The following is a 17,574-nucleotide window of genomic DNA, read 5'->3' as shown; positions in this document are numbered from 1 at the left end:
GGAGAAGAGGGGTCGTCGTGAGCGGACAGCAGCAGGGGCACGCCGGGCAGGGGCAGGAGCACGTGGCGGTGCACGAGGCGGACCCGGCGGCCGTGGAGGCCGACTTCTACCATGTGCGCGAGACGGTCGGGCCCGAGGACCAGGAGCTGCTGGCGACGGTGCGGGACTGGGCGCGGAAGAACCTCGCGCCGATCGCGGACGAGTACTGGCATCGCGGCGAGTTCCCGCACGAGCTGATCCCGCAGTTGCCCGAACTCGGCATCGCGGGGCTCCAGTTCAAGGGGTACGGCTCGCCGGACCGGGGCGCCCTGGTGGCCGGGCTGGTGAGCATGGAGCTCTCGCGCGTCGATCCCTCGTTCGCCACGTTCCACGGCGTGCACAGCGGGCTCGGCATCGCCTCGATCATGGAGTGCGGTTCCGAGGAGCAGAAGCAGCGGTGGATACCGGAGATGCTGCGCTGGGAGCGGCTGGCCGCGTTCGCCCTGACCGAGCCCGACGTCGGCTCCGGCACCTCCCGCGGGCTGACCACCACCGCCCGCCGGGAGGGCGACACCTGGGTGCTGAACGGGCGCAAGAAGTGGATCGGCAACGCCACCTTCGCCGATCTGGTGATCGTCTGGGCGAAGGACGAGGCGGACGGCGAGGTCAAGGGCTTCGTCGTGCAGCAGGGCGCCGAGGGCTTCACCCCGCACCGCATCGAGGGCAAGGTCTCGCTGCGCACCGTGCAGAACGCCGAGATCGAGCTGCGGGACGTACGGGTGCCGGAGGCGGACCGGCTCCAGGAGGCCAACTCCTTCAAGGACACCGCGAAGGTGCTGCGCGCCACCCGGCTCGGGGTCTCCTGGAACGCGGTGGGCTGTGCGATGGGCGCGTACGAGGCCGCCCGCGCCTACACCCTGGAGCGCGAGCAGTTCGGGAAGCCGATCGCCGCCTTCCAGCTGGTGCAGGACCAGCTCGCCCGGATGCTGGCCGACATCACCGCCTGCCAGACCATGAACGTACGCGCGGCGCAGCTCCAGGACGCGGGTCGGCTCACCGACCAGCAGGCGTCCATGGCGAAGATGTTCAGCACCACCCGCACCCGCGAGGTCGTCGCCCACGCCCGCGAACTCCTCGGCGGCAACGGCATCCTCCTCGACCACGAGGTGGCCCGCTTCTGGGCCGACGCCGAGGCCCTCTACTCGTACGAGGGCACCCGCGACATGAACTCCCTGATCGTGGGCCGGGCGGCGACGGGGATCAGCGCGTTCGTCTGAGGAACCGGGCGGCGGCGTACGACCAGACAGACAGGTCAGCGGTCTCGTGGGCGTTCGGTTCCCCTCGTTCCAGGAGCACCATGCGCCGCGAGCAGGTCTCGCTCGCGGCGGCGACATCCGTCGTCGCGGGGCTGACCACCGCCACCGTCGGTCTGACCGGTCCTGCCGCCTGGGCCGACGGTGCCGGCGCGTTGCCGCTGTCGCACTACGCCCACCTCGTGGTCGACGGTGCTCACCAGCACCTCTTCTTCAGCCAGGGCGCCGGGACGACCGGCATCGCGGTGACCGACCTGGCCGGCGAGCCCGTCGCCACCCTCGACGGTGAGCAGGGTGCCGACGGCCTCGCCCTGTCCCCCGACGGCAGGACCCTGTACGCGGCCCTGGCCGACGCCGACGCGATCGCCGTCATCGACACGGCGACGGTCACCGAGACCCGCCGCGTCGACACCGGCGGCGACAGCGCCCCGGTCTCCCTCGCCGTGGCCGGCGGCAAGGTCTGGTACAGCTGCACGGACACGGCAGACGTGAGCACTTGGGGCGGCTGGCAGTACCTGACGGTCCGGAGCTGAGGGCGGGCGCCGCTACTTCACCGCTCCGGTGCGGAACGGACGACCGCCGTCGTCGATCCGCAGGGTGCCGGAGCGGGTGCCCCGGGTCCAGCTCAGCTCCAGGTACCAGCGCACCTCGCGCTTCGACGTACGCGCGGTGACGTCCAGGACGAGGGGGCTCCCGGCGGTCGCCGTGTACGGGAAGCCGAGCCCCGGGCCCACCACCCGGGGCTCGGCCGCGTCGAGGTCGACGCCGAACGGGTGCTGTGTGTCGCTGTGCCGGCAGTCCGCGTGGGTGGCTCCGGCGGGCGCGACTCCGGCGGACAGCACCCGGACGTCCAGGGCGGTCACGGTCACAGGACCGCCGGCCGTGCCGCGCACCGTCAGCCGGAAGGTCGTGGGCCCGGACCGACCACTGTCCGCCCGAGGGCAGTTGGACACGGACGGGACGACCTCCGCCGCGAGAGGAACACTCCCCGCGTCCGCCCCGACCGCCTCTGCCGACGGGCCGGGCGCCACGACGGCCGGGACCGTCTCGTCCGGTACCGACTCGGCGCGGAACCGGTCGACGGCCAGCGCTCCAGAGGTGCTGAGAGCCACCACGACGGCCCCGAACAGGGCGTAACGGGACAGGAGTTGCCGGGCTCGCGGCGGTTGCTCCGCCATGGCGGGCGGACTGTCCACGACCGGCACCGACGACGGCGCCGCAGCGCCCTCGGCCGGATGCGCCATCCTCCCGCGCCGCGCCTCGTCCGCCACCGCCCACCGCCGGTGCAGCTCCAGCAGTTCCCCGGGATCCGCCCGGCAGATCCGGCCGAAGCGTTCGACCGGGGCGAACTCGGCCGGCACCGAGTCACCCGTGCAGTAGCGGTGCAGCGTCGAGGTGCTCAGGTGCAGCCGGCCCGCGAGCGCGCCGTAGCTGAGGCCCGCGCGCTCCTTCAGCGAGCGCAGCATCTCGCCCAGCCCGGCCGCCGCGTCGGCGTCCCTCACCGTCCCCACCCCACCCACACGTCCCACCCCGTGTCCCATGCGACCACATCCTGCCTGGTCAGGACAGGCGGAACGTCCCAGTGTCCCGGAACGGCCGTCCGGCCTGGCCCGGGACGGACGCTCCCGGCAGGCTGCGCTCACCGGCCGGCGGGCCCGACAACGCGATCATCACACATCTCGCCGGACGGCCCACCCGCACGTGCGAACCCCAGCCGACCGACCGATCCGCCCAGGATGGAAATGATCACCGACACACGCCGGACCCGCCCGCCCCGAAGATCCTTGAGACCCCGGCCGGCGCCGGTGGCGAGAAGCACCGTCCTCGCTGTGCTCCTCGCCCTGCTGCTTTCCGTCTCCGGCGTCTTCCTCTCCGCCACCCCAGCTCGGGCGAACGACTACTACAGCAGCATCACCGAAGCCTCCGCGGCCAACACCGACTGGATGTCACGCGTCCCGGACGGGGCGAACCTCGCGTGGCTCTCGGTGCCGGGCACCCACGACAGCCTCGCGCTCTGCGGGGACACTCCGGACCCGGACACCGGCCGGTGCTCGGGCATCGTCACCAGCATCACCCAGACCCAGGAGAACCACGGTTTCAGCGCGAAGACCCTGACCACCCAGTTCGACGCCGGAATCCGGGCGCTCGACATCCGGGTCCGGGTCGACAAGGGCGACGAGGGGCTGAAGTTCACCGCCCACCACGGCGCCACCTACCAGTACGCCAACTTCACCGACGTACTCGAGGCGACCTCCCGCTTCCTGAGCGGCCACCCCGGGGAAACCGTCCTGATGAACCTCAAGGCGGAGTGCACCGGCTCCACCTTCTCCTGCAAGGACGCCGACGGGTTCGGGACCGACGAGTGGCGCAAGAAGATCTTCGACTCCTACCTGGACGGCCGCTCGTACACCGGTGACGGTGACAGGAGCACCGCGTCGACCGCCTGGCGCAAGCTGTTCTGGGGCCCCTCGGTCACGGGCGAGACACAGTCGGACCGCGTGCCGACACTCGGCGAGGTGCGCGGCAAGGTCGTGCTCCTCGGCTACCGGAACACGGGCGGCGGCATATTCGACGGCTACGGGCTCCAGCAGCCCTACCCGGCCGGCGGCTCCAACGAGGAGTACGTGCAGGACGACTTCGAGCTGTCCACCATCAGCGACATCGACGACAAATGGGAGAAGGTCCGCGCGCATCTGCGCCGGGCCAACGGCACCTGGGACGGTACCCGGCCGGGTGAGAAGGACCACGCGTACGAGCAGGACGCCCTGTATCTGAACTACACCAGCGGCTCCGGGACCGGCGTCCACCCCTACACGGCGGCGGGCGGCACCCCGACGGCCACCGGTGTGAACAACTTCCTCATCCAGTGCCTGCGCGCCGAGAAGGACCGGTGCCCGGAGTTCTCCGCCGGACGCGACGACCGGTTCGGCGGGCGGTCCGGCCTGGACCGGATGGGCGTCATGATGATGGACTTCCCCGGGGGGAAGCTCATCGACGAGATCATCGCCCGCAACTTGGCGACGCACACCGACATCGGTGACGTCATGGTGGTCGGCGACTCCATCAGCCACGGGTACGAGGGCGACCACACCTGGCGCTACCGGCTGTGGGACTGGGCCAGGAGCAAGAAGTGGCCGGTCACCTTCGTCGGACCGTACCGGGGCACCGTGCGGCAGGCCGAGGCGCGGGCGCCGCGGCCGCCGGTACTGGGCGAGAGCGGCGACGACGAGCCCGCGGAGCCGGGGCCGGATGACGCGCGTGTCCAGGGCGAGTACGCCAAGGACGTGGACGCCGGGTTCTCCGCCGGCGGTTCGGCGCACTACGCCCTCTGGGGCCGCACGCTGACCCGGACCGTGCCCACCGTCAAGCCGGTGATGCAGGAGCTGAGGGCCGAGGACCGAACCCCCGACCTGCTCCTGGTCGAGCTGGGCTTCAACGACATCGGCTGGTACGGGGCGAGCGCCGATCTGGTCGGCACCATGAAGAAGTTCGTGGACAACGCGCGGGCCGCCGACCCGGACGTGCGGATCGTCCTGGCCAACGTCCCCCAGCGGACCACCCTGGGCGACGCCAACCCGCAACTCCCCCAGCGCATCCGCGACTACAACGCGGCCCTCGCCAAGGCGGCTCCCGGCTGGAGCACCAGCACCTCACCGGTGGAACTGGCCGACCTCGACAAGGCCATGGGCTGCGACCCGAAGGCGACGACCTGCGCCACCACCTACGACGGACTGCACCCCAACGCGCTCGGTGAGTACCGCATCGCCCAGGCATTCGGCACCGTGCTGCACAGGGAGTTCGGCATCGGCTCCGCCGCGCCCGCCGCACCGGACAGCGCTCCCGGCCGCTCGCTCGCCACGCCTTCCGGGATGAAGTTCGACGGCACCCGGCAGGGGGTCACCGCCACCTGGAACAAGGTCTTCGGCGCGCACACCTACGACGTGCAGTGGCGCGACGTCACCAGCGACTCGAACGCCGGCTGGCAGGACGTGGTGCCCGGCGTGAGCGCCCCGCGCTACGACATGTCCTGGCAGTTCACCGATCAGCCCTACGACGGCCACACCTATGAGGTGCGGGCCCGCGCGGTCGCCGGGGACGTGTCGGCCAACCGGTCCTCGTGGTCCCCGGCGGTCCGGGGCAAGGCGGCGCCGACCACGGCGGGACGGCCGCCGGGGCTCACCGCCACGGCCGGCGCGGGCTCGATCGACGTGCACTGGTCGGCGCCGGCCGACTCGCACAGCGGCTCGATCGTCCGGTACGCGGTGTGGGTCTACGACAAGAGCACCCCGCTGAGTCACTCCCGGATCATCGGCTACCCGGCCTCGGCCCGCTCAGCCAAGGTCACCGGGGTCACGGCGGGCCACGAGTACGTCATCCTGCTCTGCGCCTGGAACGCCTCGGGCGAGGGGAAGCCGAGCATGAGCGACACGGTGGTCCCTGGCTAGCCACCGGGTGCGCCGTCTGTGCCGAGCGCTCCGTCCGGGGATACGTTCCCGGGTGGAACGCTCGGTCGTTTGCGTACATGGCGTACGCGCCCATGGCACAGGCACACACGAGGGAGAGCACAGCGTGGCGATTCAGCGGATGGACAATGTCGGCATCGTCGTGGAGGACATGGACGCCGCCGTCGCGTTCTTCGAGGAACTCGGGATGGAGCTGGAGGGCCGGGGGGAGGTCCAGGGCGCCTTCGCCGACCGGTGCACCGGGCTCGACGGCGTCCACTGCGACATCGCGATGCTCCGCACCCCGGACGGCCACAGCCGGCTTGAGCTGGCGAAGTACCGCAGCCCCGAGGTGATCGACGGCGGCCCGCGTGACCGGCCGCACAACATCCTGGGCACGCACCGCGTCATGTTCGCCGTCGACGACATCGAGGACACCGTCGCCCGTCTGCGCCCGCACGGCGGTGAAGTCGTGGGCGGGATCGCCCGGTTCGAGGACAGCTACCTGCTCTGCTACCTCCGCGGGCCGGAGGGCGTCATCGTCGGCCTGGCCGAGCAACTGGGCTGAGATCCTCGTGCGCGAAGCGCGTGCGAGTCCGGGGACGGCGACCGTCAGAGGGCCGCCCGGGCGGTGCCGTGGAGCGGTACGTCGAAGCGGATCGCGGCGGCCTCGAATGCGCTGTGTTCGACGGCGAGGCGGTCGGTGAACTCCGGTCGGGCGGTGGGGCCGTACCCGACGACCGGGTGCGAGCCGTCGAGCAGGGGGAAGACCGTGTCGCAGAACTCGTCCGGGTCGGCCCCGTGGTTCGGGCCCGGTCCGGCGAGCTGGGTGGCCACGGCCGGGGGGATGAGCTCCACCACCCGGCAGGGTGTGGCCCGCAGGGCGTGGCGCAGGTTCACCGTGTAGCTGTGCAGGGCCGCCTTGGCCGCGCTGTAGAGGGGCGCGAAGGGCTGGGGCAGGAAGGCGCCGCCGGAGGTGACGTTGACGTACACGCTCGGGCGGCCGTGGCCCAGGAGCTGCGGGGTGAGGAGGCGGGCGAGATGGACGGGGCCGGCCAGCAGGACGTCGATCTCGTGCTGGGCCTCGGCCCAGGGGGCGTCGTCCGCGGCGATCCCGACCCGCCGCTGGATTCCGGCGTTGCTGATCACCACGTCCAGGTCGGGCATGACCCGCCTTACGTGGGCGGCCAGTTGCTCACGCTGCGCGGGATCGGCGATGTCGTTGGCGAAGGTCTCCAGGCCGGGCAGTCCCTCGGAGACCGCGGCCAGCCTCCCGGCGCCGCGCCCGGTGACCAGGACGCGGTGGCCGGCCCCGAGGTAGCGGGCAGCCAGGCCGAGGCCGATCCCCGCGCTGCCGCCGGTGATGAGGACCTGGTGCGTACGTGCCTCTGTTTCCATGTAAACAGCCTACGCCCCGTGCGTTTACATGGAAACAAAGGCGTACGGTGAGCGCATGACCGCACCGCTCGATGACGCCGAAATGGCGCGGTGGATCGCCTGGAAGCGAGCCGTCGAGGCCGTCGACGCTGCCGTGGCCCACGAGATCCACAGCGCTTCCGCCCTGTCCGTGCCGGACTTCTCGATCCTGTCGAGGCTGATCGAGAACGGCGGCGGGCGCATGCCGCAGCACGAACTGGGGCTCATGCTCGACTGGCAGCGGGCACGACTGTCCCGTCAGCTCTCCCGCATGGCCGAGCGCGGCCTCGTGAGCCGCGAGGACGGTCCGGGCGGGCGTCGCACCATCCTCGCCTCGGACGCCGGCCGGAGTGCGCTGACCGCCGCCCGTACCGCGCACGCTCAGGCCGTGCGGGGGGCGCTGCTAGCTCACGCCGGGGCGGACCGGGCAACCTTCTGGGCCGCCGTCGACGCCATCGCCGGGGCCGCGCCGGATTCGCGTCACAAGGGCTGACGGTCGCGGCGCCGGGCGGAGAAGGCGGCCAGGGCGGGCGTGACCTCCGCTCGGCATCAGAGGACCGTGGTCGACGAGGTGTGCGCCCGCGGGCTGGACACGGTCGGGCCGGCGAGCTGGGGGCCCGCACCATCGCCAGGGTGGGGCCCCTGTGACGACGGGGACGGGGCGGGACACGCCTGTACGACGGTCCCGGCCCTCGGTGTCTCACCTCACCTCCCGCCGGCCAGTGGCACAGGGCAGCAATCCGACGAACGCGTGGGGCGGAAGTCACCGGAAGCCTGCGACGGCGAGCAGGCGGGTCGCGTCACCGCTGACACCCCGCCCGGCGACGGCCGTCTCCCTTCACCCTGAAGGCGAAGCGGCCCCTAGAGTGACGACCATGCGATGGGGGGATCGCCCGGTCTGGGCGCGGTGCACGGCGGCGGTGTACGTGGCCGGTTTCCTGGAAGGCACCGGAGCCCACGCGTACTTCCTGGTGTCGGACGGGATCAACGCCTACGGCTACGCGCCCCTGCTCGTCGGTGTGCTGTTCCATGTGCTCCTACTGCTGGACCCGCTGGCCGCGCTGATGATCCTCCGCGCCCGCCCCGGCGGACCGGCGCTCGCTGCCGCGGTCATGCTGGCCGATCTGATCGGCAACTGGAGCGTCGCGTGGCCCGTGGTCATGGCACGTCCTGCGGTCTTCCTCCGCCCAGCGGGACTGTTGCCGATCACTCTCTTCGGTCTCTTCGTCCTGCTGACAGCGCTCCCGCTCCACCGGGCGCTCGCGTGCGGCGGGCACGCCTCCGCTCCGGGAGCGCGTCAACCGGCCAGGTGAGCATCGCCCAGGTGACGGCAGAATCGGCGGTCCCGCTCCGCCAACGCCGACCGTGGTCCGGCCGAGCGGAGGACGACGTCCAGGGCGCGGTCGGGGCCGGCGGCGTAGCAGTTGCTGAACCAGGGCATGTTGGGCTCGACCACGGCCCATTCGGTGTCGTGGTCCGGGGTCAGGAGGCCGATGTCCAGTACCACTGCGCTCGGGAGGGTATCGCCGCACGTGGACAGGAGGTCGGCCGCGAATTCGCGGACGGCGGGCTCGTGGCGGTGGCCCTCCAGGGGCTCGGCGTGCAGGTGGCCGTAGGTGGTGTACTGGGAGCCGGTGCGGATTTCGCCGTCGAGGATGTACAGGCGGAACTCCGCCGCCCAGGTGACCACGTCGCTGATCAGTACGGCGGCGTCCGGGCCGGGCGGGAGGTCGGCGCCGGTGGGGTAGACGGCGGCCGGGAAACTCTTCTCTCGCGGTGGCTTCACGAAGGCCGGGCGGGAGAGGCGGCGGGCCTCGTCGAGAGTCGACATGGCGATGCGTCGTCCCGTGTACGCGTACGGCAAGGTGGTCAGCCAGTCGTCGGAGGGTTCCAGGAGGGCGACCTCCAGGCCCTCGGCGACGCGGGCCGCGAAGGCGGGGCCGCCGTAGTAGTGGGCACCTCGGCGCTCCGGGGCGGCGCCGCCGAGTATCTCCACGTCCATGCCCCGCCGCCGCGCCGCTGCCGACAGCAGTTCGGACGTGGTGGTGCACTGCGGCGCCAGCGCCAGGAAACCTTGCTTCGTCACGATCATTGACGATGCCATCGAGCCGGCCCGGTGGTCCACCCACATATGTACGGGACAGGGGCGGGCGAGGGAACACATCCCCCGCCCGCCCCGTGTCGAGTCAGCCCGTGTACGCCTCCAGTTCCGAGAGCTGGGCCGCGGGCCAGCCCGTGTTGCCGGTGAAGGTGAGACGGAGGTACCGGGTCGCGGTACCGGACAGGGTGACGGTCGCCGTGTTGCCGCTCGGCGGGTTGAAGGTGTAGCCCGCCGACGCCTTCAGCGTGGTGAACGTGGAGTTGTCGGTGCTCCCGAGCACGCTGAGCGTCTGGGTACGGGTGGCCCACGCCGTGGCCGGCGGCAGCTTCAGCACGACCCGCTTGACCGCCTTCGCGGCGCCGAGGTCGACGGTGACGGACTGCGGGAAGGCGTTGTTGGCGCTCTCCCAGTAGCTGTTCGCGTCACCGTCGACGGCCTTGCTCGCGGGATAGACATCCGTGTGGCTCGTCTCGGTGACCGGGCGGCTCTTGGCGAGATTCACCGTCGGGTCGTCGGTCGGCGGGTCCGTGGGGGGATCGGTGGGCGGGTCGGTCGGCGTGGTGCCGCCGCCGGGCACTCCCCCGTTGGTCCACTGCGGGGCCGGCCAGTTACCGGTGCAGGCGGGCGGGTCGGCGTACCAGCCGCTGTTGCCGGTGCCACGGGTGATGACGAAGCCGGAGCCCACGCAGTTGTGGATGGGGTTGGACTGGGCGATGTGGGTGGCCGTGACGTTGGTGAACGAGGCGTTGCCCGGCGCCTGGATCTGGAGGGCGTAGGTGCCGGCGCCGTCGATCCGGACGTTCTCGAAATGCAGCCCCTTGGTCGCGCCCTCGATGTTCATGATCGCGGCGTAGGAGCTGTCGAGGATCTCGGTGTCGGTGATGTTGACCGTGGCGTCCAGGGCCTCGTTGAGCCCGCTGAACCACACCGCGCCGACCCCGAACTGCCAGTTGTAGTCGTTGTTACCAGCCCGGATCAGGGTATTGCGGGCCGCTGTCGTGGTACCGGAGACGGCCGTACCCTGACCCGAGTTGACACCGGGATACCGGTTGGCGACATGCAGCCCGCCGCCGTTGGTGATGGTGTCGGCCATCACGTTGTCGGAGATGGTGATGTCCTTGCCGCCATAGGTGACGATGTTGTTGGCGAGGATGGGCAGCACCACCGTGTTGTAGGTGAACTTGTTCTTGACGTTCGGTATGTTCTCCGCCCACATGGCGAGCCCGTCGTCACCCGTGTTGCGGACGAAGGTGTTGGTCACCGTGGAGTTGGTGACACCCATGTGGAAGTTCACGCCGTCCGCGGTCTGGTCCAGGATGCGGCTGTTCTTGATGGTGAAGTTGTCCATGGGACCGTCCATCCAGGCCCCGCACTTGGTGTGCTGCATCCACACGTTGTCGACGGTGGAGTTGGACAGCGCGCCACCGATGGCGTTGACCTGGTCGTCGTCGACGCGCTCCCGGATGTCCCCGAGGATGGCGAAGTCCTTGAGGGTGACGTTCTTGCTGCCGCCCTGGCTGGCGTACTTGCCGTACACGCCCACGGCCTTCGCCCGGTTCACCGGGTCGCGGCCGGTGAGGACGCTGTACCAGGGGCCCGCGCCGGCCAGGGTGACCTGGTCGACCACTATGTGGTCCCGCACCTGGAAAGTGCCCTGGGGTATGTAGACCGCCCTGCCCTGCGCCTTGCCCGCGTCGACCGCCGCCTGGATCTTCGCGGTGGAGTCGGCCGCACCGGTCGGATCGGCGCCGAAGTCGCTCACCACGTCCAGCGCGCCGGACGGCTTGCCGATGGGCGAACCCACCTGCTCGAAGTCGGCGAGGTCGATGGTGAACGTCGGTGAGGTGCTGGTGGACGACACCTGGAGCCGCACCTTGGTCCCGGCCGGGAGGGTCGAGCCGAGCAGGGTGCGGGTCTCGTCGTAGAAGTGGTGGGGGTTGGAGTCGCCGGGGTTGTTGTTGAAGGGGTAACCCCCGTAGTACCAGCCGTACTTGGAAGTCACCGGGACGGACTTGAGCTGGTTGCCGTTGATCTTCAGGTCGATGCTCGCGTCCCGCCCGGTGCCCGCCGCGTTGTCGGGCAGCGAGTAGCGGAAGGACATCGCGTTGGCCGGCGCGGTCAGGGTGAACTCGACGTACTCGCCCGGCGCGTCGAGGGTCACCGCCTGCCTGCCGGACGCCTCGGAGGGGAGGTGGCCGTAGAGGCGGTCCGGTCCGATGAGGGTGCCGTTGGTGGCGGCGTACTCGGCCTCCTGTTCCTTGAACGGGACGGTCGCGCCCCGGCCGGATATGCCGACGGGGGAAGGCGCCGGTACTCCGGCCGCGTGAGCCTCGGGTGCGAGGGCCACGGCGACGAGCGTGCCGGCCGCGGCCAGCGCCATGGACACGGTCGCCGCCAGGGCCTGGCGCAGGGATCTGCCGTTCGGGGGTGCGGTCATGGGTGTGCGTCCTCAAGGCTCGCGGGGGTGAGCGGACGCAAGAAAGCTAGAAGCACACGGAAATGAAGTCCACGAAGCTGCGCAAGATTGTTACAGGAGGACGCAGATTCTCGACTATCCACAGGCCGCCCACGCCGGTGATCCACCTGGCAGGATTGCCGGACCGCGCGGGAACGCACGTCTCCGCGCTGCTCAAGAGCGTCCTTGGAAGAAAACGGCTGGGTCCACACATGTCTGCTGAGTGGTACGTCCTCATCGAGGAGGACACACGGGTGACGGAGTATGTCGAGGGCAACCAACTGCGGCTTCACCGCTGGATGCTGACGGGCAGCCACCACATCGAGGGCGGCGAGGCCCAGGCCCTCGCGGCCGCCGAGGACGCGGCACTGCGCTACATACCGGACACCGTCGCCCGGCACGCCAACCCGGGGGACGAGCCGGCCCGCCATGTCCTGCTCGCCCAGGACGGGGCCTGGGTGGCGATCGTGCGACAGCGCGACCGCGAGGCCCGCATACGGGTGACGACGGCCCGCCTCCTGCACTCCCACGAGGAGAAGGAGGCCCCGCCGAAGACCTTCAGGGAGTCTCTCCGCGGCGCCCTCCAGGCTCCGCCGCCCGCGCCGAAGCCCTGGGCGCCGCCCGGCCAGGCGTGAGATCACCCGTGCGCGGGCCGGTCACCCGGTCATGCGTCGCGTGATCAGCTCCAGCAGCCGCATGACCGCGGCGTCCGCGTCCGGACGGCGGATGGCGACCAGGGTGGTCTCCAGGTAGGGCGACCGCTCCGCGAACGGCACGAAGGCGACCTCGGCGACGTGGAAGTCACGCAGCCGCTCGGGCAGCAGGCTGACGCACAGCCCGGACGCGACGTAGCTGAACAGGCCGGTCAGGTCGTCCGAGACGGCGCGGCTGCGCGGGGTGAAGCCCGCCTCGCGGCAGGCGAGCTGCACCTGATGGGCGAGGGTCGGCAGCGCGGTGGGGTCCGGCAGGACGAAGTCCTCGTCGCGCAGGTCGCCCAGCCCGATCGTGTCCGCGTCGGCCAGCGGATGGTGGCGCGGCACCGCCGCCGCGATGCGCTCCACCGCGAAGTCGAGGCTGACGAGGTCGGCCGACAGCGGAGCGGGGTCGCGCAGAAAGGCGAGGTCGAGAGTGCCGTTGCGGATCATCTCGGCCAGGGCGACCGCCGAGTCCTGGTGCAGATGCACCCGCAGGCCGGGGAGGTCCTCCGCCGCCGCCCGGAGCAGCCCCGGCAGATAGTGATGGCTGAGGATGCTCACATACCCCACCCGGACGTCGCCCTCCAGGCCGGCGGCGACCCGGCGGGCCCGTTCGATGGCGGCGGACTGGGAGTCGAGGAGGCGCTGCGCGTCCACGGCGAAGACCTCGCCCGCCGCCGTCAGCGTCACCCCGCCGGGGCCCCGGTCGAGGAGACGTACCCCGAGGCCGCGTTCGAGGCGCTGGATCGACTGGCTGAGCGGCGGCTGGCTCATCCCGAGGCGCTCGGCCGCGTGCCCGAAGTGCCGTTCGTCGGCGACCACCAGAAACTGTTCCAGCAGCCTTCTGGTCAGCTGAATATCCTCAAGCATATTGCTCATGACCAGATCATATATTGGACGGACAGGCTTCCAGAGGTGTCCACTGGCACATGAGCGTCACCGGAGAAGCGTGCCGCCCTTTCCCCCACACGGCCCTCTCACCTGGAGGCCCCCATGCGCCAGCAGGACGTCGCCCGGCTGTTCACCACCCCGGTGGACTCCCCGGCCTACGCCCCCACCCGGTACCGCTTCACCGACCGCGAGTACCTCAACATCTACTACCGCACCGACCCCGAGGCGCTGCGCCGACTGGTGCCCGAGCCGCTGACGGTGACCGACCCGGTCGTCCGCTTCGAGATGATGCGGATGCCCGACACCACCGGGCTCGGGGACTACACCGAGGCCGGGCAGCTCATCGCCGTCGAGCACGAGGGCGAGAAGGGCGAGTTCAACCTCGCCATGTACGTCGACAGCGTGCCGGCGATCTCCAGCGGCCGCGAGTACAGCGCGTACCCGAAGAAGGGCGGCTCCCCCACCCTGTACGTCGACTCCGACACCCTGGTAGGCACGCTCGACTACGGCACCCTGCGCGTGGCGACCGCCACCATGGGCTACAAGCACCACGTCCTGGACCCGGACGAGGCCCTGGCGGAGATCAGCACCCCTGCCTTCATGGTCAAGACGGTCCCGCACTACGACGGCACCCCGCGCATCTGCGAGCTGGTCCGCACCCGGATCACCGACGTCACCGTCAAGAGCGCCTTCACCGCCCCGGCCCGGCTCCAGCTGTTCGCGCACGTCATGGCGCCGCTCGCCGACCTGCCGGTGCTGGAGATGGTCCGGGCCAGCCACATCGTCACCGACCTCACCCTCGCCCCCGTCGAGCCGGTCTTCGACTACCTCGCCGCCTGAGCGCACCCGGTCGAACAGCACAGAGCCCGCAAAGCACAGAGCCGAAAAGCACCGGGCCGTAGAGCACAGAGCCCTACCGAGAAAGCACAGAACCATGACCTCTCCCACCGAGCCCGTCCCCGACTCCTACCGGCGTGCCGCGATTATCGGCGGCGGCGTCATCGGTATCTCCTGGGCCGGTCTCTTCCTGGCCCGCGGCATCGACGTGGTGATCAGCGACCCGCGCGCGGACATCGAGGACATCGTCCGCACCGGCCTCGCCGAGATCACCCCGGCCCTGGCCGAGCTGGGCCTGCCCACGGAGGACCTCACCGCCGGGCTCTCCTTCGAGGCTGACCTCGCCACCGCCGTGGCCGAGGCGGACATCGTCCAGGAGAACGGCCCCGAGCGGCTGGACCTCAAGCAGCAGATCTGGCGGACGATCGAGGACGCGGCTCCCGCGCACGCGCTGCTGGCCACGTCGACCTCCGGCATCCCGGCGAGCGCCATCGCCACCGCGCTGCGGCAGCCCGAGCGCCTCGTCGTGGGGCACCCCTTCAACCCGCCGCATCTGGTGCCGCTGGTGGAGGTCGTGCCCGGCGAGAAGACATCGGCGGAGACGGTCGAGCGGGCGCGGGAGTTCTACACCGCTCTCGGCAAGAAGCCCCAGGTCCTGCACAAGGAGGTGCCGGGTTTCGTCGCCAACCGCCTCCAGTCCGCGCTGTTCCGCGAGTGCGTGCACCTCGTCGCCGAGGGCGTGGTGACCGAGGCGGAACTGGACGAGATCGTCACCTCCTCCATCGGGCTGCGCTGGGCGGTCGCCGGTCCGTTCCGCACCTTCCACCTGGGCGGGGGCCCCGGCGGACTCCCGCACTTCATCGAGCACCTGGGCCGCGCGATGGAGGACAACATGTGGCCGGCCCTGGGCAGTCCCACCTTCGACGAGGCCACCGTCAACACACTCGTCGACCAGGCCCACGACGCCTTCGGCACCGGCACGGTCGAGGAGCTGGCCGCCGAGCGCGACCGCGCGCAGATCACGCTGATGCGCGCCCTCGGCGAGACGCCCGACTCCGGCCCCACGCACGCCTGATCCAGCGACAACGTACAAAGAGGCGAAGAAACATGGACCTCACCCAGAAGATCAAGAAGGCCGTCGCCGACCCGGCCACGGACGACGCGTTCGACGTGCGTGCCGAGGCGGAGGAGGTGCTCGCGGGCATCGGCCTGAAGCCGGGCGACACCGGCGGTGACATCACCTTCGAGGGCGCCGACCCGGTCGTCCCCAGCACCCTGCGGCTCGGCGCGGCCTCCGGGATCGCGCTGGTCGCCAAGTCCGCCGCGATCGCAGCCCTGTGGAAGGACCGCACCGGCCGCGGCCAGGACATCCACATGGACCTGCGCAAGGGCCCGCACCGGCTGTGCCCGTTCTACGAGCGCAAGTGGGAGCTGCTCAACGGCTATCCGGGCGGCACCCCGTCGCTGATCAACATGGCGTTCGTCAACAACTTCTACCGCAGCGCGGACGGCCGCTGGATGATGCCGTTCAACATCTATCCCAACATCAAGGTCGCCGCGCAGCGCCTGCTCGGCGTCGGTGACGTGCCCGAGCATGTCGAGGCCGCGATCGCGAAGTGGGACGCGCGGGAGCTGGAGCGGGCCGGCGCCGAGGCCGGGTGTGTGATGCCGATGGTGCGCACGCCGCAGGAGATCCTCGACGAGGAGCAGTACCAGCAGGTGCTGTCCACGCTGCCGCTGGTGGAGATCACCCGCATCGGTGACAGCGATCCCGAGCCGCTGCCCGCCGACCCGGTCGCGCCGCTGGACGGGGTCCGCGCGCTCGGCATGGGCCACATCATCGCGGGTGCCGGTGCCGGTCGTGCCATGGCGCTGCACGGCGCGGACGTGCTGAACCTGTGGCGGCCGACCGAGCTGGAGCACGACGTCACGTACAACACGACGGGCGTGGGCGTGCGTTCGGCGACGGTGAGCCCGTACACCGAGGAGGGCCTCGCCCTCATCCACCGGCTCCAGTCCGAGGCCGACGTCTTCTACGCCAACCGGCGCCCCGGCTTCCTGGACCGCATCGGCTTGTCCGAGGAGGAGGCGATCGAGCGCCGCCCCGGTCTGATCTACGCGACGGTCTCGCTGAACGGGCGGACCGGCCCGTGGAAGGACTACCTCGGCTTCGACCAGACCGCCGGCGCCCTCACCGGCCTGCTGCACCTGGAGGGCGACGGCGACAAGCCCGCGCTCCCGCCCATCACGGTGGTCAACGACTATCTCGTCTCCTGGTTCATGACCGCCGGCATCGCCGAGGCCCTGCGCCGCCGTGCCGTGGACGGCGGCAGCTACCGCGTCCACGTCTCGCTGTCCCGCGTGGCCCTGTGGATTCTCTCCATGGGCATCTTCGACCAGGAGTACGCGAAGCGGATCGCCGGTACCGGCGACCTCCACGCCTACCCGGACCCCGACCTCTTCACGGCCGAGACCCCGCTCGGCCACTACCAGGGCATCACCGACCAGGTCCGGATGTCCGACACCCCCGGCGCCTACCGACAGATCCTCGTCCCCCGCGGCTCCCAGCGCCCGGAATGGCTCCCGGCCGCCTGACGAGCCCGACGCGCCGGGGCGGTGGTGGTCACCGCCCCGGCGCGCACTGGTCAGTTGACAGCCACCGAGAAGTTGGTGACCGCCAGTCCCGCCCCGTTCTCCCAGGGTTCGAAGCCCGCCTGGATGCTGGTGAGGTACCAGTCCGGGGTGGCGAGGCCCTGGGAGACGGTGTGGTCGATGAAGTCCTTGACGTTGAAGTTCAGGCCGGTCAGGGACGAGGAAGCGACGTAGGAGATCACGTCGTTCGTGCCGTTGCTGCCCCGCCACACGTCCCAGTTCTGCCCGGCGAGGGAGACGGTGCCGGTCACGGAGCCGATCGGCTGGACGGGGCCGGTCCGGTCGAGCCAGATCATGATCTCGGTCTTGTTGACGCCGTCCGTCCTCGGCGTCGGGTCCAGCCAGATGTCGTACGCGGCGTCGAACACCGCGCCGCCGGCGTACTGGTACGTGATCGAGCTGGGCACGCTGCCGATGCTCCCGATCCGCTTGGGCAGGTTCGTGCCGGGCGAGCAGTTGGTGTAGTGGCAGCCCGCGAAGATCGAGGGATACGACTTCGGGGCGCCGTTGGTGGGCACGGAGCCGTCGGCGCGGGTGAGCTGGAAGCCGTCGCCGACCTGGGTCACGCACTGCGGGGCGGAGGTGCCCCAGGCGTTGTTCTGCACGACGTAGCCGCCGGGCGTGGTGACCGAGCCGAACTGGTCGCACACCTGCGCGTCCGCGTGGGCGGAGCCAGTGGTGGCCGTCAGCGCGGTGACCGAACCGGCGGCCAGCACGAGGGCCGCCGTGACGGAGCGTAACTTGCGCGACTTCACACGCATGGGGGGTTTCCTTCCGTACGTACGTGGGGGGA

The 17,574-nt window shown here is 70.8% G+C and carries 15 protein-coding genes and 1 pseudogene; 10 read left to right on the top strand and 6 right to left on the bottom strand.

Annotated elements, in window-relative coordinates; genetic code table 11:
• The first annotated feature begins 92 nt into the window (after nucleotides 1–92).
• Together D0Z67_RS27060 and D0Z67_RS27055 are read left to right on the top strand one after the other, a co-directional pair.
• The gene (locus D0Z67_RS27060; RefSeq protein WP_107059644.1) at nucleotides 93–1,256 is read left to right on the top strand and encodes an acyl-CoA dehydrogenase family protein; all 1,164 of its coding nucleotides are present in this window, start codon (nucleotides 93–95) and stop codon (nucleotides 1,254–1,256) included.
• An 80-nt stretch (nucleotides 1,257–1,336) separates the two neighbouring features.
• Nucleotides 1,337–1,825, top strand: coding sequence for a YncE family protein (locus D0Z67_RS27055; protein ID WP_031183298.1), 489 nt, complete (start codon nucleotides 1,337–1,339; stop codon nucleotides 1,823–1,825).
• A 12-nt stretch (nucleotides 1,826–1,837) separates the two neighbouring features.
• On the opposite strand, the gene D0Z67_RS29970 is transcribed toward D0Z67_RS27055, so the two are convergent.
• Nucleotides 1,838–2,794: a helix-turn-helix domain-containing protein gene (locus D0Z67_RS29970; RefSeq protein ID WP_031183299.1), complete on the bottom strand. Its 957-nt coding sequence runs from the start codon at nucleotides 2,792–2,794 to the stop codon at nucleotides 1,838–1,840.
• A 327-nt stretch (nucleotides 2,795–3,121) separates the two neighbouring features.
• On the opposite strand from D0Z67_RS29970, the gene D0Z67_RS27045 reads away from it, so the two are divergent.
• Both D0Z67_RS27045 and D0Z67_RS27040 read left to right on the top strand, forming a co-directional pair.
• Nucleotides 3,122–5,737 carry a phosphatidylinositol-specific phospholipase C domain-containing protein gene (locus D0Z67_RS27045; protein WP_031183300.1) on the top strand — a complete coding sequence of 872 codons (2,616 nt, stop codon included), beginning with the start codon at nucleotides 3,122–3,124 and terminating at the stop codon, nucleotides 5,735–5,737.
• A gap of 124 nt (nucleotides 5,738–5,861) precedes the next feature.
• On the top strand, nucleotides 5,862–6,302 hold the full coding sequence (locus D0Z67_RS27040) for a VOC family protein (protein WP_031183301.1): 441 nt from the start codon (nucleotides 5,862–5,864) through the stop codon (nucleotides 6,300–6,302).
• A 44-nt stretch (nucleotides 6,303–6,346) separates the two neighbouring features.
• Here the strand turns inward: D0Z67_RS27040 and D0Z67_RS27035 are convergent, their stop codons facing one another.
• Nucleotides 6,347–7,132: an SDR family NAD(P)-dependent oxidoreductase gene (locus D0Z67_RS27035; protein WP_031183302.1), complete on the bottom strand. Its 786-nt coding sequence runs from the start codon at nucleotides 7,130–7,132 to the stop codon at nucleotides 6,347–6,349.
• A 55-nt stretch (nucleotides 7,133–7,187) separates the two neighbouring features.
• On the opposite strand from D0Z67_RS27035, the gene D0Z67_RS27030 reads away from it, so the two are divergent.
• Entirely contained in the window at nucleotides 7,188–7,643 is a 456-nt protein-coding gene (locus D0Z67_RS27030) for a MarR family winged helix-turn-helix transcriptional regulator (protein WP_051888075.1), read from the top strand.
• A 382-nt stretch (nucleotides 7,644–8,025) separates the two neighbouring features.
• Nucleotides 8,026–8,463 carry a hypothetical protein gene (locus D0Z67_RS27025; RefSeq protein WP_107059643.1) on the top strand — a complete coding sequence of 146 codons (438 nt, stop codon included), beginning with the start codon at nucleotides 8,026–8,028 and terminating at the stop codon, nucleotides 8,461–8,463.
• Here D0Z67_RS27025 and D0Z67_RS27020 read toward each other — a convergent pair.
• Together D0Z67_RS27020 and D0Z67_RS27015 are read right to left on the bottom strand one after the other, a co-directional pair.
• Entirely contained in the window at nucleotides 8,448–9,242 is a 795-nt protein-coding gene (locus D0Z67_RS27020; protein ID WP_031183305.1) for an ATP-grasp domain-containing protein, read from the bottom strand. The two genes, D0Z67_RS27025 and D0Z67_RS27020, sit on opposite strands and share 16 nt — an antisense overlap.
• A gap of 94 nt (nucleotides 9,243–9,336) precedes the next feature.
• The gene (locus D0Z67_RS27015; RefSeq protein ID WP_031183306.1) at nucleotides 9,337–11,688 is read right to left on the bottom strand and encodes a discoidin domain-containing protein; all 2,352 of its coding nucleotides are present in this window, start codon (nucleotides 11,686–11,688) and stop codon (nucleotides 9,337–9,339) included.
• A gap of 230 nt (nucleotides 11,689–11,918) precedes the next feature.
• Between D0Z67_RS27015 and D0Z67_RS27010 the strand changes: the two genes are divergently transcribed.
• Nucleotides 11,919–12,341, top strand: a complete 423-nt coding sequence (locus D0Z67_RS27010) for a hypothetical protein (RefSeq protein ID WP_131589719.1) — start codon at nucleotides 11,919–11,921, stop codon at nucleotides 12,339–12,341.
• A gap of 21 nt (nucleotides 12,342–12,362) precedes the next feature.
• Here the strand turns inward: D0Z67_RS27010 and D0Z67_RS27005 are convergent, their stop codons facing one another.
• Entirely contained in the window at nucleotides 12,363–13,280 is a 918-nt protein-coding gene (locus D0Z67_RS27005) for a LysR family transcriptional regulator (protein ID WP_234312904.1), read from the bottom strand.
• Between the two features lie 114 nt (nucleotides 13,281–13,394).
• Here D0Z67_RS27005 and D0Z67_RS27000 point away from each other — a divergent pair, with 114 nt between their 5' ends.
• The 3 genes from D0Z67_RS27000 to D0Z67_RS26990 all read left to right on the top strand — a co-directional run bounded on the left by D0Z67_RS27000 (nucleotide 13,395) and on the right by D0Z67_RS26990 (nucleotide 16,724).
• Nucleotides 13,395–14,132, top strand: a complete 738-nt coding sequence (locus D0Z67_RS27000) for an acetoacetate decarboxylase (RefSeq protein ID WP_031183309.1) — start codon at nucleotides 13,395–13,397, stop codon at nucleotides 14,130–14,132.
• A 94-nt stretch (nucleotides 14,133–14,226) separates the two neighbouring features.
• Nucleotides 14,227–15,204, top strand: coding sequence for a 3-hydroxyacyl-CoA dehydrogenase family protein (locus D0Z67_RS26995; RefSeq protein ID WP_031183310.1), 978 nt, complete (start codon nucleotides 14,227–14,229; stop codon nucleotides 15,202–15,204).
• A 32-nt stretch (nucleotides 15,205–15,236) separates the two neighbouring features.
• Entirely contained in the window at nucleotides 15,237–16,724 is a 1,488-nt protein-coding gene (locus D0Z67_RS26990; protein ID WP_031183311.1) for a CoA transferase, read from the top strand.
• Between the two features lie 53 nt (nucleotides 16,725–16,777).
• On the opposite strand, the pseudogene D0Z67_RS26985 reads toward D0Z67_RS26990, so the two are convergent.
• A pseudogene (locus D0Z67_RS26985) lies at nucleotides 16,778–17,542 on the bottom strand (GH12 family glycosyl hydrolase domain-containing protein); the annotation flags it as partial.
• Nucleotides 17,543–17,574: the final 32 nt, after the last annotated feature.

It is taken from the genome of Streptomyces seoulensis, assembly GCF_004328625.1.
Lineage (GTDB): Bacteria > Actinomycetota > Actinomycetes > Streptomycetales > Streptomycetaceae > Streptomyces > Streptomyces seoulensis.
The sequence above is the reverse complement of the archived record's forward strand: the minus strand, read 5'-3'. Positions and strand labels throughout refer to the sequence as shown.

What these genes read in the sequence shown, in the direction of transcription:
- D0Z67_RS27025 (WP_107059643.1), top strand. Translation starts at nt 8,026, where the DNA reads ATGCGATGGGGGGATCGCCCGGTCTGGGCGCGGTGCACGGCGGCGGTG.
- D0Z67_RS27005 (WP_234312904.1), bottom strand. Translation starts at nt 13,280, where the DNA reads ATGAGCAATATGCTTGAGGATATTCAGCTGACCAGAAGGCTGCTGGAA.
- D0Z67_RS27015 (WP_031183306.1), bottom strand. Translation starts at nt 11,688, where the DNA reads ATGACCGCACCCCCGAACGGCAGATCCCTGCGCCAGGCCCTGGCGGCG.
- D0Z67_RS27000 (WP_031183309.1), top strand. Translation starts at nt 13,395, where the DNA reads ATGCGCCAGCAGGACGTCGCCCGGCTGTTCACCACCCCGGTGGACTCC.
- D0Z67_RS27055 (WP_031183298.1), top strand. Translation starts at nt 1,337, where the DNA reads ATGCGCCGCGAGCAGGTCTCGCTCGCGGCGGCGACATCCGTCGTCGCG.
- D0Z67_RS26990 (WP_031183311.1), top strand. Translation starts at nt 15,237, where the DNA reads ATGGACCTCACCCAGAAGATCAAGAAGGCCGTCGCCGACCCGGCCACG.
- D0Z67_RS27020 (WP_031183305.1), bottom strand. Translation starts at nt 9,242, where the DNA reads ATGATCGTGACGAAGCAAGGTTTCCTGGCGCTGGCGCCGCAGTGCACC.
- D0Z67_RS27010 (WP_131589719.1), top strand. Translation starts at nt 11,919, where the DNA reads ATGTCTGCTGAGTGGTACGTCCTCATCGAGGAGGACACACGGGTGACG.
- D0Z67_RS27035 (WP_031183302.1), bottom strand. Translation starts at nt 7,132, where the DNA reads ATGGAAACAGAGGCACGTACGCACCAGGTCCTCATCACCGGCGGCAGC.
- D0Z67_RS26995 (WP_031183310.1), top strand. Translation starts at nt 14,227, where the DNA reads ATGACCTCTCCCACCGAGCCCGTCCCCGACTCCTACCGGCGTGCCGCG.
- D0Z67_RS27030 (WP_051888075.1), top strand. Translation starts at nt 7,188, where the DNA reads ATGACCGCACCGCTCGATGACGCCGAAATGGCGCGGTGGATCGCCTGG.